The 15,493-nt window shown below is 74.3% G+C and carries 14 protein-coding genes and 1 pseudogene; 6 read left to right on the top strand and 9 right to left on the bottom strand.

The annotated features are described in order from the left end of the window. Positions 1-7 precede the first annotated feature (7 nt). Positions 8-817, bottom strand: coding sequence for an SDR family oxidoreductase (locus ACTEI_RS22855; RefSeq protein ID WP_122979524.1), 810 nt, complete (start codon positions 815-817; stop codon positions 8-10). Positions 818-876: 59 nt separating this feature from the next. On the opposite strand from ACTEI_RS22855, the gene ACTEI_RS22850 reads away from it, so the two are divergent. Next, positions 877-1,326, top strand: coding sequence for a hypothetical protein (locus ACTEI_RS22850; RefSeq protein ID WP_122979523.1), 450 nt, complete (start codon positions 877-879; stop codon positions 1,324-1,326). On the opposite strand, the gene ACTEI_RS22845 is transcribed toward ACTEI_RS22850, so the two are convergent. From ACTEI_RS22845 to ACTEI_RS22825, 5 genes and pseudogenes are all read right to left on the bottom strand, one after another. Continuing rightward, positions 1,323-2,861 (bottom strand): AMP-binding protein, encoded by a 1,539-nt coding sequence (locus ACTEI_RS22845; protein WP_122979522.1) that lies wholly within the window; start codon positions 2,859-2,861, stop codon positions 1,323-1,325. The two genes, ACTEI_RS22850 and ACTEI_RS22845, sit on opposite strands and share 4 nt — an antisense overlap. Positions 2,862-2,872: 11 nt before the next feature. Then, the gene (locus ACTEI_RS22840; RefSeq protein WP_122979521.1) at positions 2,873-4,078 is read right to left on the bottom strand and encodes an acyl-CoA dehydrogenase family protein; all 1,206 of its coding nucleotides are present in this window, start codon (positions 4,076-4,078) and stop codon (positions 2,873-2,875) included. Positions 4,079-5,029: 951 nt separating this feature from the next. Beyond that, positions 5,030-5,923: a MaoC family dehydratase gene (locus ACTEI_RS37845; protein ID WP_425321058.1), complete on the bottom strand. Its 894-nt coding sequence runs from the start codon at positions 5,921-5,923 to the stop codon at positions 5,030-5,032. Continuing rightward, positions 5,915-6,379, bottom strand: a pseudogene (locus ACTEI_RS39410) (hypothetical protein); the annotation flags it as partial. The pseudogene ACTEI_RS39410 and the gene ACTEI_RS37845, both read right to left, overlap by 9 nt. Position 6,380: 1 nt before the next feature. Continuing rightward, on the bottom strand, positions 6,381-7,721 hold the full coding sequence (locus tag ACTEI_RS22825; RefSeq protein ID WP_122979520.1) for a 3-oxoacyl-ACP reductase: 1,341 nt from the start codon (positions 7,719-7,721) through the stop codon (positions 6,381-6,383). 74 nt (positions 7,722-7,795) lie between these two features. On the opposite strand from ACTEI_RS22825, the gene ACTEI_RS22820 reads away from it, so the two are divergent. Next, on the top strand, positions 7,796-9,073 hold the full coding sequence (locus ACTEI_RS22820; protein ID WP_122979519.1) for an acetyl-CoA C-acetyltransferase: 1,278 nt from the start codon (positions 7,796-7,798) through the stop codon (positions 9,071-9,073). 56 nt (positions 9,074-9,129) lie between these two features. Here ACTEI_RS22820 and ACTEI_RS22815 read toward each other — a convergent pair whose 3' ends face one another. From ACTEI_RS22815 to dhaM, 3 genes are all read right to left on the bottom strand, one after another. Beyond that, positions 9,130-10,497 carry a glycoside hydrolase family 10 protein gene (locus tag ACTEI_RS22815; RefSeq protein WP_122979518.1) on the bottom strand — a complete coding sequence of 456 codons (1,368 nt, stop codon included), beginning with the start codon at positions 10,495-10,497 and terminating at the stop codon, positions 9,130-9,132. A gap of 333 nt (positions 10,498-10,830) precedes the next feature. Continuing rightward, positions 10,831-11,091 (bottom strand): HPr family phosphocarrier protein, encoded by a 261-nt coding sequence (locus ACTEI_RS22810; protein WP_122979517.1) that lies wholly within the window; start codon positions 11,089-11,091, stop codon positions 10,831-10,833. Next, positions 11,075-11,458, bottom strand: a complete 384-nt coding sequence (dhaM, locus tag ACTEI_RS22805; RefSeq protein WP_122979516.1) for a dihydroxyacetone kinase phosphoryl donor subunit DhaM — start codon at positions 11,456-11,458, stop codon at positions 11,075-11,077. Before dhaM ends, ACTEI_RS22810 begins: the two co-directional genes overlap by 17 nt. 70 nt (positions 11,459-11,528) lie before the next feature. Between dhaM and dhaK the strand changes: the two genes are divergently transcribed. The 4 genes from dhaK to ACTEI_RS22785 are packed head-to-tail and all read left to right on the top strand — an operon-like array spanning position 11,529 to position 15,456. Continuing rightward, entirely contained in the window at positions 11,529-12,521 is a 993-nt protein-coding gene (gene dhaK, locus ACTEI_RS22800; protein ID WP_122979515.1) for a dihydroxyacetone kinase subunit DhaK, read from the top strand. 2 nt (positions 12,522-12,523) lie between these two features. After that, the gene (dhaL, locus tag ACTEI_RS22795) at positions 12,524-13,189 is read left to right on the top strand and encodes a dihydroxyacetone kinase subunit DhaL (protein WP_122979514.1); all 666 of its coding nucleotides are present in this window, start codon (positions 12,524-12,526) and stop codon (positions 13,187-13,189) included. A gap of 12 nt (positions 13,190-13,201) precedes the next feature. Continuing rightward, a complete protein-coding gene (locus tag ACTEI_RS22790; protein ID WP_122979513.1) occupies positions 13,202-14,770 on the top strand; it encodes a methyl-accepting chemotaxis protein in 1,569 nt (522 codons plus the stop codon). Between the two features lie 23 nt (positions 14,771-14,793). Next, positions 14,794-15,456: an acetoacetate decarboxylase family protein gene (locus ACTEI_RS22785; protein ID WP_122979512.1), complete on the top strand. Its 663-nt coding sequence runs from the start codon at positions 14,794-14,796 to the stop codon at positions 15,454-15,456. Positions 15,457-15,493: the final 37 nt, after the last annotated feature.

Raw genomic sequence — 15,493 nt, 5'->3', positions numbered from 1 at the left:
GGGCCGGTCAGCCCTCCCGCCAGTCGTGCGACGGCAGGTGCGAACCGGCCTGCGGGCCCATCAGCAGCATCCCGCCGTCGACCACCCAGGACGCGCCGGTGACATAGGCGGCCTCCGGGGACGCCAGCATGGCGATCACGGCGGCCACCTCGTTGGCGTCGCCGGGCCGGCCCGCCGGGATGCCGGGACGCTCCACACCGTACGGATCGACGTCCTCGTTCCCGGTCATCTCGGTGGCGATCTCGCCGGGAGCGACCGCGTTCACGGTGATCCCGGACCGCGCCAGCTCCTGCGCCATCACCTTGGTGAGCAGGCCCAGGCCGCCCTTGGCGGCGCAGTACGCGCCGGAGCCGACCCGGGGCGCGTGCTCGTGCACGCTGGTCACGTTGACGATCCGGCCACCGCGGCCGGTGGCGAGCATCCGGCGGGCGGCGCGCTGGGCACACAGGAACGGACCGTCCAGATCGACCGTGAGCACCTCGCGCCACCGGTCCCAGCCGGTGTCCACCACCGGCGTGGCGATCCCGGTGCCGGCGCAGTTGACCAGGACACCCAGTCCGCCGAGGGCGGTGGCCAGGTCGTCGATCACGTCGGCGGCCCCGGGCAGGCGGGTCAGGTCGAGGTGGCGTACCTCGCAGCGGCGGCCCGCGGCGCGGACCGCGGCGGCGGTCTGCGCCGCGCCGGCCTCGTCGGAGCGGAACGTCACGCCGACGTCGAAGCCCGCCCGGGCCAGGGCGACGGCGGTGGCCTCACCGATACCGGAGTCGGAGCCGGTGACGATGGCCACCCGGTCGTAGTCGTGGAAGCGTTGCGGCATGGTCGCCGGATACCCGGGGTATGCAGCGGCACACCTCCGGAATCGAAGGAGATGTCCGAATGCTGTTCGCCGCGGGTTTGCTCATGTGGATCCTGCTGGCCGGCCCGGTGACCCTGACCGGGCACCCGTGGCTGTGCCTGGCCCTGGGCGTGCTGGCCGGCGCGGTCTGTCTGGTGGTCACCCACGGGCACGTGGTCCTGCGCCGGCGCCGGCGTGTCCCGGTGGCGGCCACGGTGGACGTGGCGCCGCGCGACGGGCTGGCCGTGGTGCCGGTCGATGGGCGTACCGCGGCGGCGGTCGCGTTCGGCGCGGCCGGCCTGTTCCTGTTCAGCGTCGTCTTCGGTGGCCTGGCGATCGGCCTGGGGCTGGCCGCGCTGCGCCGCGGCACACCGGGCCGCTGGGGCCGCCCGGCCGCCCGCGCCGCCGTCCTGCTCGGCGTCGCCGACCTGCTGGTGCTGGCCGTGCTGCTGGCCACCGGCGCCGGCGGCATCCTGCACGGCGACGGCTAGCGCGGCAGCTCCCGGGTGACCACCTTGCCGGTCGCGTTGCGCGGCAGCGCGTCCAGGAAGCGCACGTCGCGGGGAACGCTGAACCGGGCCCGGTGGTGGCGTACGTGCTCGCGCACCGCCTCCGGGTCGAGCGTCTCGCCGTCGCGCAACACCAGGTACGCCGCCAGCCGCTGCCCGTACTCGTCGTCCGGCACCCCGATCACCGCCACCTCGCGCACCTGCGGCAGCTCGGCGAGCAGCCCCTCCACCTCGGCCGGGTACACGTTCTCCCCACCGGAGACGATCATGTCGTCCTCCCGGCCGTCGACGAAGACCCGGCCGTCGGCGTCCACATGCCCGAGATCGCCGGTGGCCAGCAGCCCGTCGTGCATGGCCCGGGACGCGCCGCTGGTGTAGCCCTCGAACAGCATCTCGTTGCCGACGAACAGCCGCCCGACCGCGCCCGCCGGCACCGGCCGGCCGTCCTCGTCGAGCACCGCGACCCGGGTGCCGTGCGGGGGCCGGCCCGCCGTGCTCGGCGCCGAGCGCAGGTCGGCCGGGGTCGCGATGGACGCCCAGGACGCCTCGGTGGAACCGTACAGGTTGTACAGCACGTCGCCGTACCGGTCCATGAACCTGGTGGCCAGCCCGCCGGGCAGGGCCGAGCCGCTGACCGCGACCACCCGCAGCGCCGGGCGCGCCGCCGGTGGCGGCAGTTCCATGAGCTGCTGCGCCATCACCGGCACCGCGATCATCCCGGTGCACCGGTGCCGGAGCAGGTCGTCGAGGACCGCGGCCGGGTCGAACTTGCGGCGCAGCACGATCGTCGCGCGCAGCGCCAGGGCGATCTGCAGGCCGGCGAAGCCCCAGGTGTGAAACAGCGGCGCGGCGATCAGCACCCGCTCCCCGGCGCGCAGCGGGATCCGGTCGATCACCGAGCAGAGCGGCCCGAATCCGCCCGGCGTCGGGCGCCGGGCGCCCTTCGGCACACCGGTGGTCCCGGACGTGAGCACGATGGTGCGGCCGGGCCGCTGCGGCGGCCGGGTGCGCCGGGGCGCCGGCCCGCCCGCGATCAGCTCCTCGACACGGTCCTCGCCGATCTTCACCACGTCCGGCACCGGGGCGACGCGGGGCGCGAACTCGTCGTCGAACAGCAGCGCCCGCAGTCCCTGGTCGGCCGCGACGGTGGCCAGCTGGCCCGGCGACAGGCCGGTGTTGACCAGCACCGGGTCGGCGCCGCGCGTGGTCACCGCGACCAGGGCCTCGACCATCCGCGCCGAGTTGCGGCAGAGCAGGCCGACGCGGTCGCCGGGAGCCACCGGCAGGGCGCCGGCGAGACGCTCGGCACGGTCCAGCAGTTGCGCGTACGTCACCTGACGCCGCTCGTCGATCACCGCGACCCGGCGCGGGCTGCGGGCCGCCGCCTGCCGCAGCTCGCCGGCCAGGCCGAAACCCCACCGGCCCAGCGCCGCGAACTGCCGCACGATCCGGACCGGGTGGCCCGGGTTCAGCAGCCCGCGCCGCAGCATCGTGCCGGCGACGAAGAGCGCGTCCATGTCGCCCCCTGTCAGCGGATCTGCATGCCGGAGATCGCGCGGGAGATGACCAGCCGCTGGATCTCCGAGGTGCCCTCGAAAATCGTGTAGATCTTGGCGTCCCGGAACATCCGCTCCACCGGGTGCTCGCGCAGGTAGCCCGCGCCGCCGAGGATCTGCACCGCCTTCTCGGTGACCGCCACGGCCACCTCGCCGGCCTTCAGCTTGGACATCGAGCCCTCGCCGGCGGTGAACGGCTTGTCGTTGCGTCCCATCCAGGCGGCCCGCCACACCAGCAGGCGGGCGGCGTCGATCTCCATGCGCATGTCGGCCAGGGCGAACGCGACCGCCTGGTTCTCGATGATCGGGCGGCCGAACTGGACCCGGTGCTTCGCGTAGTCCAGGGCGTACTCGTACGCCGCGCGGGCGATGCCGATCGCCTGCGCGCCGACCGCCGGCCGGGACAGCTCGAACGTGCGCATCGCGGCGTTGCCCCGGCCGCCGGCCTTGGCCCGGGCCAGCCGCGCGTCGAGGGCCTCCTTGCCGCCGAGCAGGCAGCTGCCCGGAATCCGCACGTCGTCGAGGAACACGTCGGCGGTGTGCGAGGCGCGCAGGCCCAGCTTCTTCAGCTTCCGCGTGCCGGTCAGACCCCTCGTGCCCGGCGGGACGACGAACGCTGCCTGCCCGCGCGAGCCCAGCGACGGGTCCACACTGGCCGTCACCACGTGCACGTTCGCGATGCCGCCGTTGGTCGCGTACGCCTTCTGGCCGCTGAGCACCCACTCGTCGGTGGCCTCGTGGTAGACCGCCCGGGTGCGCATCGAGCCGACGTCCGATCCGGCCTCCGGCTCGGTGCTGCAGAACGCCGCGACCTTCGGCTCGCCGGCGTCGCCGAAGCACTGCGGCACCCACTCGACCAGCTGCTCCGGGGTGCCCGAGCCGTAGATCGCGGCGACCGCGAGCGAGGTCCCGGAGAGCGCCATGCCGATGCCGCCGTCACCCCAGAACAGCTCCTCGTTGGCGATCGGCAGCGACAGCCCGGTGTTGTCCGACCAGGTGTTGATCAGGAACTCGAAGCCGTACAGCCCGATCTTGGCGGCCTCCTGCAGCACCGGCCAGGGCGTCTCCTCGCGCTCGTCCCACTCGGCGGCGGCCGGGCGGATCACCGACTCGGCGAAGCCGTGGACCCATTCGCGCAGGTCGGACTGTTCCTCGTTGAGATCGAGCCAGAACTCCACGGCAGAGCCACCCCTTCGAGCGCGACGGCGACTTGACTCGCCGGTAACCCTAGAGGCGCGTAACGCGGATCACAACCCCCCGGGGTTTTCAACTCCCGACCACCCGCACCGACCCCCGGACGCCCGAAAAACCACCCGCACCGACCCCCAGACGCCCGAAAAACCACCTGCTCCCGGCCGCCCCGGCGCGCGGCCCGGCCCTCCCCAATGCCGCGAAACCGGCACACCCACCCCCATCACACCCACCCCACCACCCGGCCCGCGCCGCCCGCCCCGCGCCGTTCGAGTCGCGCCACCCGCGCCGCGCCGCGCCACCCGCGCCGCGCCGCGCCACCCGCGCCGCGCCGCGCCACCCGCGCCGCGCCACTCGCGCCGTCCGCGCCGCGCCACTCGCGCCGTCCGCGCCGCGCCACTCGCGCCGACCACGCCGCACGCGCCGTGCCGCTCGCCCCATGCCTTCCGGGCGTTGCGCCGCTCACCCCGGTGCCGAGCCACTTGCCTCGCGCTCGGTGCGGCTCCCGTGTTCTTTCCCCGGCGTTGTGCCGCTTGCCCGGCGTGCGCTGCGGGCGTTGCGCCGCTTGCTCGGGTGGGTTCCTATTGCTCGGGGCGGGGTGCGGCTCGTCCTACGCGCCGTGTTACTCGCCGCGCCGCGTCGCTCGCCGCGCCGCGTCGCTCGCCGCGCCGCGTCGCTCGCCGCGCCGCCCTTCCGGGCGCGGTGCCGCTGGTTACCGCTCGCCCGCTGGACCGCGTCCCGTAATGCCCCGGCGCGCCCTCCCGGCGCTCGGCTGGTGTTGGAAGTCCTTGTCCGACCCGGATGACCACCACCAACACCAGCCCGGCAGCGGGAGGCGCGCGGCGGTCCGGGGTGGGGCGGCGTCGCGCGGGCAGCCACGGGGCTTGGCCGTGGCCTGCGGGCGCGGCCACGAGGGCGTACCCGGGAAGGGTTCTGCCTTAGATCGCGGTGATCGAACCGAGCAGGTGCGGGCGCTCGGTGAGCACCGTGAAGTCCCAGCCCGCCGCGGTCGGTGAAGACGTGAAGCGGACCGTCGAGGGCAGCAGGATGGGCTGTTTGAAGGTGACGTCCACGGTGTACGCCTCGGGCAGGCGTCCTTCGAGGGCGGCCAGGCAGCGGGCTTTTGTCCACATTCCGTGCGCGATCGGCCGGGGGAAGCCGAACAGTCGCGCGCCGAGGTGCGAGGTGTGGATCGGGTTGCGGTCGCCGGAGACGGCGGCGTAGTCGGCCCCGGTGCGGACCGGCAGGCGCCAGACGGCTCCGCCCGCCCACAGCGGCCCGGCCCCGGCGTCCGCGGCGCCCGCCCCGGCAGAGCGCGCGGCGCCCGCCTCGGCAGAGCGCGCGGCGCCCGCCCCGGCAGAGCGCGCGGCGCCCGCCCCGGCAGAGCGCGCGGCGCCCGCCCCGGAAGAGCTCACGGCAGAGCCCAGGGCTCCCGTGTTGCCCGCTCCAGGAGTGCTCGCGGCGCTCGCGTCTCCCGCCGCCTCCAGGACCTTCCCGGCTCCCGCGCCGTGCGCCGGCCCAGGATTGTCGGTAACGCCCGAAGCATCCGCGCGGCCGGCAGCGCCCACGCGGCCCGGGAGGCCGCCGTGGCCGGCAGCGCCCGAAGTGTCCGCCCGGCTTGAAGCTTCCGCGCGGCCGGCGGTGCCGAGAGCGCCCACGCGGCCCGGAAGGTCGCCGTGGCCGGCAGTGCCCGCCCGGCTTGAAGCTTCCGCGCGGCCCGCAGCGCCGAATGTCCCCGCGATACCGGAAGCGCCGGACTCCGGCGAAGGCGAGGCGCTGACCGCGGCGGAAGCGGCGCGCGTGGGGTCCGCGCGGCCGGAGCCTCTGTGCAGGTACGTGGAAACCCCGTGCCACACCTCCGCCCCGTCCACCGACGCTGTGGCCACCATGTCGAACTGCCGGCCGCGCGGGTGCTCGCGCAGGTCGGCGGCGCGGACCGTGAGGTCGAGCCGGCTGCCCGCGTCGATCGGGCGGCGCACGGTGATCCGGTTCGTCACGTGCACCAGGCCGATCATCGGCAGCGGGAAGCCGGCAGCCGACATCAGCCGCATGGCCAGCGGGAACGCCAGGATGTGCGGATAGGTCGCCGGGAGGGTGTCGGTCAGCCGCAGCCCGCAGGCCCGGTCGTAGCGGGCCAGGTGCGAGCGGTCCACGGTGACGCCGCGGTGGACCAGCTCGACGTCCGGCAGGGCGCCGCCGCGGCGCATCCCGGGCAGCATGCCGAGCGCGGCGCGGACGTAGGCCGCGCCGGTGCCCGGGCCCTCGCTGAGTTCGACGACGGCCACCACGTCAGGCTCCCAGCAGGCTCTGACCGCAGACCCGCACCACGTTGCCGGTGATGGTCGCCGAGCCGGGCGAGGCGAACCAGGCGATCGTCTCGGCCACGTCGACCGGCAGGCCGCCCTGCGACATGCTGTTCAGCCGGCGGCCGGCCTCGCGCAGCCCGAACGGCATCTTCGCGGTCATCGCGGTCTCGATGAAGCCGGGCGCCACCGCGTTGATCGTGATGTCGCGCCCGGCGAGCAGCGGCGCGGTCGCCTGGACCAGGCCGATCACGCCGGCCTTGCTGGTGGCGTAGTTGGTCTGGCCGCGGTTGCCGGCGATCCCGGCGATCGAGGCCACCCCGACGATCCGGCCGCCCGGCTTGATCAGTCCGCGGTCCAGCAGCACGTCGTTGACCCGCTCGGGTGCGGTCAGGTTGACTCCGATGACCGCGTCCCACCGGCTCTCGTCCATCCTGGCGATGGTCCTGTCCCGGGTGATGCCGGCGTTGTGCACGACGATGTCGACGCCGCCGTGCGGACCGGCGGCGAGATAGCCGGCGAGCCGTTCCGGGGCGTCGGCCGTGGTCAGGTCGAGCTGCAGGGCGCGGCCCCGGGCCCGGTTGGCCACGTCGGCCAGCGCGTCGCCGGCGCCGGGCACGTCCAGGGCGATCACCTCGGCGCCGTCGCGGGCCAGGACCGCCGCGATCGCCGCGCCGATGCCGCGGGCCGCCCCGGTGACCAGGGCCAGCTTGCCGTCGAGCGGCCGGTCCCAGTCGGCCGGCTCGCTCGCCGCGCCCGCGCCGATCCGGATCACCTGGCCGGACACGTACGCCGAGCGGCCGCTGAGCAGGAAGCGCAGCGTCGACTCGACGGACTGTTCGCCGCCGGGCGCGACGTAGACCAGCTGCGCGGTCACGCCCCGGCCGAACTCCTTGCCGATGCTGCGGGTCAGGCCCTCCAGGCTCCGCTGCGCGGTCGCCTCCTTCGGGGAGGCGGCAGCTTCCGGAGGGGTGCCCAGCACGATGACGCGGCCGCAGACGTGCAGACTTTTCGCGTACGGATGGAAGAAGTCGAACAGCGCCCGCAGCCGCGTGGAGTCGGTGATCCCGGTCGCGTCGAAGATCAGCGCGCCGTGCCGGACCCCCTCCGCGCCGGTGGCGACGACCGGCACACCCGCGCGCTCCAGCAGCTTGCCGACCGGCTCGCCGAGGCGTCCGCCCGGCGCCGCGCCGAGCAGGACCGGGCCGGCGGTCAGCGGGTCGCCGGGGCGGTAGCGTCGCAACCGGGGCGGGTCGGGCAGCCCCAGCCGCTTGACCACGGCCCGGCCCGGACCGGAGTTGGCGAAGTTCGCGTACCTGTCAGCCATGCGAGTACCCTACCGGTCAGTAGCTTTGGTTTCTTCGATGTGTGTTTCTGTTGCTTCGATGTGGGGAGATCGTCGTGCCGACCGTGCGCCGCGTCGCCGTCCTGGGCGGTAACCGTATCCCGTTCGCCCGGTCGAACAGTAGGTATGCCGCCGCCTCGAACCAGGACATGCTGACCGCCGCGCTGGACGGGCTGATCGCCCGGTTCGGGCTGGCCGGCGAGCGGCTCGGCGAGGTCGTCGCGGGCGCGGTGCTCAAGCACTCCCGGGACTTCAACCTGACCCGTGAGGTGGTGCTCGGCTCCCGCCTCGACCCGGGCACCCCGGCATACGACATCCAGCAGGCGTGCGGCACCGGCCTGGAGGCGGCGATCCTGGTCGCCAACAAGATCGCGCTGGGGCAGATCGACGCCGGCGTCGCCGGTGGCGTGGACACCACCTCGGACGCGCCGCTGCAGGTCAACGAGGACATGCGGCAGGCGCTGCTGGAGCTCAACCGGGCCCGTACGCTCGGCGCCCGCCTCAAGGCGGTGGCGAAACTGCGCCCGCAGCACGCGCTGCGGCCGGAGATCCCGCGCAACGCCGAGCCGCGCACCGGTCTGTCCATGGGCGAGCACGCGGCGCTCACCGCGCTGCGCTGGGAGATCAGCCGCCAGGCGCAGGACGAGCTGGCCCTGGCCTCGCACCGGCGGCTCGCCGCGGCGTACGACCGAGGTTTCTTCGACGACCTGATGACCCCCTACCTCGGACTGACCCGCGACCAGAACCTGCGTGCCGACAGCAGCCTGGAGAAACTGGCCACGCTCAAGCCGGTGTACGGCCGGGAGGACGCGACCATGACGGCGGGCAACTCCACGCCGCTCACCGACGGCGCGTCCACCGTGCTGCTGGCCTCGCCGGAGTGGGCGCAGGCGCACTCGCTGCCGGTGCTGGCCTACTTCGCCGACTCGGAGACCGCCGCGGTCGACTACGTGCACGGTGACGAGGGGCTGCTGATGGCCCCGGCGTACGCGGTGCCCCGGATGCTGGCCCGTAACGGCCTGACCCTGCAGGACTTCGACTACTACGAGATCCACGAGGCGTTCGCCTCGCAGGTGCTGGCCACCCTGGCCGCCTGGGAGTCGCCGGAGTTCTGCAAGGAGAGGCTGGGTCTGGACGCGCCGCTCGGCTCGATCGACCGCGACCGGCTGAACGTCAACGGCTCCTCGCTGGCGGCCGGGCACCCGTTCGCCGCGACCGGCGGCCGGATCGTGGCGACCCTGGCCAAGCTGCTCGCCCAGAAGGGCTCCGGCCGCGGCCTGATCTCCATCTGCGCCGCGGGCGGCCAGGGCGTGGTGGCCATCCTGGAGCGCTGAGCGACGGCGCGCCGGCCGATGGGGGCCGCCGGATCACGACGACCCCCGGCGGCGGATCAGGAGGCGGTGCAGGTCGGCGTACCGGACGGGGCGGACCCGGTGCCCTGGAAGCCGAAACTGGTGCTGCCTCCGGCGGCGACGCTGCCGTTGTAGTTGACGTTGCTGAACGTGACCGCGCCGGTGGAGCCGCTGGCGGTGCTGCTCCAGGAGTTGGTCACCGCGGCGCCGGTCGGCAGGGTGACCGCGACCCGCCAGCCGGTCAGCGGCGCGGCGCCGGCCCGGACCGTGACGGTGGTGACGAAACCGCCGGTCCAGGCGTTGGTGGACAGCGTCGCGGCGCAGCCGGCCGTGCCGCCGGACGGGCTGACGCTCACCGACGGGCTGACGCTCACCGACGCGCTGGCGCTCGCGGACGGGTCGCCGCTCGCGCCGAAGGCGGTCAGGACCGAGGTGTAGGCGGCCTTCGGGTTGCCGTTGCCGTCGAACAGCAGCGGGGTGTCGCTCGCCCGCCAGGAGTCCGAGTCACGGATGCCCCAGACGGTGATCCCGGCGCACCTGGTCACCGCCAGGCAGGCCCGTACCACGCGGGCGTAGCTGTCGGCCTGCGCGCTGCCGGACCCGGCGATGTCCAGCTCGGTGATCTGCACCTCGACGCCCAGGTCGGCGAAGCGCTGCAGGTTCGCCTGGTAGTCGGCGGGCAGCGGGGAGGCGGGGTTGAAGTGCGACTGGAAGCCGACGCAGTCGATCGGCACGCCGCGGGCCAGGAAGTCCTTGACCATGTTGTAGACGGCGGTGCTCTTCGCGTTGACCCCGTCGGTGTTGTAGTCGTTGTAGCAGAGCTTGGCGTCCGGGTCGGCGGCCCGCGCGGTGCGGAACGCGACCTCGATCCAGTCGTTGCCGGTCTGCTGCAGGTTCGAGTCACGCCGGGCGCCGGAGGAGCCGTCCGCGAACGCCTCGTTCACCACGTCCCAGGCGTAGATCTGGCCGCGGTAGTGGGTGGCGACCTTGGTGATGTGGTTGACCATGGCGGAGCGCAGCGCGGAGCCGCTGAGGCTCTGCGCCCAGCCCGGCTGCTGCGAGTGCCAGGCCAGTGCGTGGCCGCGGACGCGCTGCCCGTTCGCCCTGGCGCGGGCCACGATGGTGTCGGCGCTGGTGTAGCTGAACGAGTTCTGGGTCGGCTCGGTGGCGTCCCACTTCATCTCGTTCTCCGCGGTGACCATGGTGAACTCACGGTCCAGGATCCCGGCGTAGGTCGCGTCGCCCAGCTTGTAGGCGGCGACGGCCGTACCGAAGTAGCGGCTCTTGGCCGCGGCGGCCGAGCCGAGCGTGGTGGCCGCGTCCGCGGCCGGGGAGAGGGCGAGGAAGCCGCCGGCGGCGACGGCGCCGGCGGTCACGACGGTGAGGATGGCGCGGGTACGTCTCATGGGAGCTCCAGTCGGGGATCTGGAGGCATCGAAGATTATCGACACCGGCCGAAACGCTACCGACACTTTCCGGAAACCTCAACCGGTTCAGTCCTGTAGCCGCAGTTCCTGGCTTCCGAAAGTTTCGGAGACCCGCGAACTGGAGAGTGAGCCGGAGGTCCACGATGTGGAGGGGCGAGCCGGAGGGCGGTGGGTGGAGAACGTCGGGGTGACCGCCGCGTCTCCCACCGCCGGGCCGCGTCCCATCCCCGGCCCGCGTCCCATCGCCGGGCCGCGTCCCGAAGCGCCGGGCCGTGCTTCAGGCTGCCGGGCCGGTGGTGGGGGGTGGTCAGCTCACTCGGCGGTGCGCAGCACGTCCGCGACGGCCGCGGCCGCCTCCGCCGCGTCGTCGCCCGTCGCGTGCACGGTGACCGCGGCGCCGGCGTCCGCGCCGAGCGACATCAGTCTCAGGGCGCTGCGCGCGGACGCGGCGCGGGCCCCGTGGCGTACCTCGACGGTGGACCGGAAGCGGGCCGCGGCCCGGACCACCTCGCCCGCCGGCCGGGCGTGCAGCGCGGCCGCCAGGACCACGCCGATCTCAGAACTTCCCGACATCGCGCGCCTCCCGGGCCGCCGCGGCGACCGTCTCCAGGTCGGCGCCGGTGGACGCGGTCACCGCGGCGGCGACCGCGCCCTCCACGAACGGCGCGTCCACCAGCAGCGGGCCCGGGGCGTCGGCGAGCACGGCCCGGGTGGTCAGCACCGCGCTGCCCAGGTCGGCGAGGATCACCACGCCGGCGCCGGAGTCGGCGCGCCCGATCGCCGCCTCGATGCGCTCCGGGCTGGTGCCGAGGCCGCCGTCGGGGGTGCCGCCGGCCGGCTCGACGCGGACCTCCCCGGTCGCCACCTGCCGCAGCAGGTCGCGCAGGCCGGACGCCAGCTGCTGCGAGTGCGACACCAGAACGATTCCCACCAGCCCCATGGATCTCGACTCTAGACCGCGCGAGGATGCAGTGGGTGATGGAGAAATCACCGTGAGGAGGGAGCCGGTCGTGAAGAAGTTCATCAACGATCCCGCCGATGTGGTCGCCCAGGCTCTGGACGGCTTCGCCGCCGCCCACCCCGAGCTGCGGGTGGACACCGCGCAGCGCTACATCGCCCGGGCCGACGCGCCACGCCCCGGCAAGGTGGGCCTGGTCTCCGGCGGCGGGTCCGGGCACGAGCCGCTGCACGCCGGCTTCGTCGGAGCGGGCATGCTGGACGCGGCCTGCCCCGGGGAGATCTTCACTTCCCCGGTGCCGGACCAGATCCTGGCCGCCACCCGGGCCGTCGACGGCGGCGCCGGGGTGGTGCACATCGTCAAGAACTACACCGGCGACGTGCTGAACTTCCAGCTGGCCGCGGAGCTGGCCGCCGACGAGGGGATCACCGTCGAGACCGTGCTGGTCGACGACGACGTCGCGGTGCAGGACTCCACCTGGACCGCCGGGCGGCGCGGCACCGGCGCCACCCTGCTGGTCGAGAAGATCGCCGGGGCGCGCGCGGAGGAGGGCGGCGGGCTGGCCGAGGTCGCCGCCGCGGCCCGGGAGGTGAACGCGGCGTCCGGCTCGTTCGCGTACGCGCTGACCGCCGCCACCACGCCCGCGGCCGGCCGCCCCGGTTTCGAGCTGCCGGGGGACGAGATCGAGGCCGGTGTCGGCATCCACGGCGAGCCGGGCCGGCACCGGGAGAGGCTGCGCCCCGCTCGGGAACTGGTCCGCACCGCGCTGGACGCGATCCTGGCCGCCAAGCCGTTCGACGGCCCGGTGATCCTGCTGGTCAACGGGCTCGGCGGGACTCCGCTGATCGAGCTGTACCTGATCTGTGGCGAGGCCGCCCGGTATCTCGCCGAGCGCGGGGTGCCGATCGCCCGGCGGCTGGTCGGCAACTACGTGACCAGTCTGGACATGGCCGGCATGTCGCTGACGCTGTGCCGGGCCACCGACGAGATGATCCGGCTCTGGGACGCCCCGGTGCGCACCCCCGGCCTGCGCTGGGGCGCCTGACCATGGACGTCGCGCTGGCCCGGGAGTGGATGCGCGCCACCGCCGCCGCGGTGGCCGCCGGCGCCGACCGGCTCACCCGGTTGGACGCCGCGATCGGCGACGGCGACCACGGGGTGAACCTGAACCGCGGGTTCACCGCGGTGGTCGCCGCGCTGGACCAGGAGGCCCCGCCGACCGTCGGCGAGGTGCTGGCCAAGGCGGGGAGCACGCTGATGTCCCGGGTGGGTGGCGCGTCCGGCCCGCTCTACGGCAGCGCCCTGCGCGCGGCCGGCAGGGCGCTGCCGCAGACCTCGGCGGTACGGCCGGACGAGCTGGTGGCGGCGCTGCGCGCCGGGCTGGACGCGGTCCGCAAGCTGGGCGGCGCGGCGCCGGGCGACAAGACCATGATCGACGCGTACGCGCCCGCGCTGGACGCCTTCGAGCAGGCGGTGGCCGCGGGCGCGGGCCTGGCGCAGGCGGCCGCGGCGGCGGCGCGCGCCGCAACGGCGGGCGCCGAGGCCACCGTGCCGATGCGGGCCCGCAAGGGCCGGGCGTCCTATCTCGGCGAGCGCAGTGTCGGTCACCAGGACCCGGGCGCCACCTCGGCGAGCCTGATGTTCCAAGCTCTGTCCGACGTCTCTCAAGTGGGGCCGTCCGGTGCCGATTCAGCGGGTGTCAAACACTGCTGAAAGAGGTATGAGATGGGCTTGGGCGGCGCGTTCGACAACCGCTCCCTCCGGACGAAGATCGGGGCCGCGGCGCTGACAGCAACGGTCGGCGGCCTGATCGTCGGCGGGATGTCGATCAGCACGGTACACGATCTGAACCAGAAGGCGGCGGACGCACAGCACAAGTCCATCGCGATCCAGTCGGCGGTCACGTCGTTCAGCCAGAACGTCGAGGCGTTCGTCGGCAACTCGTCCTCGATGCAGCTCTACCCGCAGTTCGCCAAGGAGATCGGCGAGGTCATGGCGGCCAACAAGAAGGCCGTCGAGGGTGCGCTGAGCAGCCTGGAGACCGCGCTGCCGGGCGACGCCGCGGTGGCCCGGACGCAGAAGGACTGGGATGCCTTCCTGGCCTTCCTGGACCAGGACAGCAGCAACCTGTCGCAGGCGGAGCTCACCCGGGTCCTCACCGAATACACCCAGCTGCACGACAAGCTGGGCGCCGACGCGAAGGGCCTGCAGGACCAGGCCGCCGCCATGGCGGAGACGCAGATCGCCGACGCCGACTCGGCGGCCACCTCGGCGAGCTGGACCATCGCCGGCGTGCTCGCCGTCGGGGTGCTGCTCAGCCTGCTGATGGGATTCCGGGTGGCGGCGCGGGTGCGCGCCGACGTCCGCGGGGTCTCCCGGCTGGCCGAGGGGCTGGCCGAGGGCGACCTGACCCGTACCTCCGGGGTGGTCGGACAGGACGAGGTCGGCCAGATGGCCGCCGCGCTGGACCGGGGCATCGCCCGGCTCCGCGACGACGTGGTGCAGCTGGCCGGCAGCGCGGCCACCCTGCAGCACGCGGCCGGCCAGCTGACCTCGGTGTCCACCGCCGTCGACGCGGCCGCCACCGAGGCGTCCGCCCAGGCCGGCACGGTTTCCGCCGCCGCGGAGACGGTCTCCGGCAACCTGCAGGTGGTCTCGGCCGGCGCCCAGGAGATGGGCTCGGCGATCCGCGACATCAGCGTCTCCACCTCGGAGGCGACCGACGTCGTGGTGCAGGCGGTGCAGGCGGCCGCGGCGACCAACGCGATCGTGGCCCGGCTCGGCGAGTCGTCCGCGGAGATCGCCACCGTGGTCAAGGTGATCACCAGCATCGCCGAGCAGACCAACCTGCTGGCCCTGAACGCGACGATCGAGGCGGCCCGCGCCGGTGAGCTGGGCAAGGGCTTCGCCGTCGTGGCCGGCGAGGTCAAGGACCTGGCCCAGGAGACCGCCAAGGCCACCGAGGACATCTCCCAGCGGGTGCAGTCGATCCAGGCCGACACCAGCGGCGCGGTCAGCGCGATCGAGGAGATCAGCGAGATCATCGAGCGGATCAACGGCCTGCAGCTGACCATCGCCTCGGCGGTCGAGGAGCAGACCGCGACCACCCAGGAGATGAACCGGACGCTGGCCGAGGCGGCCGGCGGCGCCGGGGAGATCGCGGCGACCATCACCGGGGTGTCGGAGGCGACCCGCCGCACCACCGACTCGGTCGGTGACACCCGCCGCGCGGCCGACGAGCTCACCACCACCGCGAACCAGCTGCAGAGCGTGGTGTCCCGCTTCCGTTACTGATACATCGGTGCCAGTGTGGAGGCATGTACCCGCCCGAGCCCTGGCACCTGCGCGGACAGATGTACCTCTCGGTCTTCCTGGTCCCGATGCGCGCCGTGCCGCCGCTGCCCGAGGTTCTGGGCGCGGCGGCACGGCCGTTGTCGTTGGGCGGCCGGGCCGCCGTCGGCGCCGCCTGGGTCGACTACCAGCCCGGCGGCGTCCTGCACTACCACGAGCTGCTCAGCGCCGTCCTGGTGCACGAGCACGGCCGGCCCCGGGTCAGCATCACCGACATCTGGGTGGACAGTGTGGCCTCCCGGGAGGGCGGCCGGCGGCTCTGGGGCATCCCCAAGGACATCGCGCGGCTGTGCATCGACGGCGACGACGACCTGGTGGACGCCACCGCCGCGACGCCCGGCGGCGCCCCGCTCGCGTCCGCGCTGGTCCGGCTCCGGCGGCGGCTGCCCGGCCGGTTCCCGTTCGGCTTCACGGTGGCGCAGGCGCTGGGCGGCCAGGTCAAGCGGACCCCGGTGCGCGGCCGCGCCGGGTGGCGTACGACCCACGCGGCGTGGCGCCCGGACCCCGGCGGGCCGCTGGCGTACCTGGCCGGGCACCGGCCGGTGCTGAGCCTGGCGGTCACCGACTTCTGGCTGGTCTTCGGGCGTACGTCGAGGGACCGCGCCGCCGCCCGCAACCGTCCCGCCTGACCCGCGCCGGGTACGGTTCGCTTGCCCGAACCGTCGC

The organism is Actinoplanes teichomyceticus ATCC 31121 (genome assembly GCF_003711105.1).
GTDB classification, from domain to species: Bacteria; Actinomycetota; Actinomycetes; order Mycobacteriales; family Micromonosporaceae; genus Actinoplanes; species Actinoplanes teichomyceticus.
The sequence above is the reverse complement of the archived record's forward strand: the minus strand, read 5'-3'. Positions and strand labels throughout refer to the sequence as shown.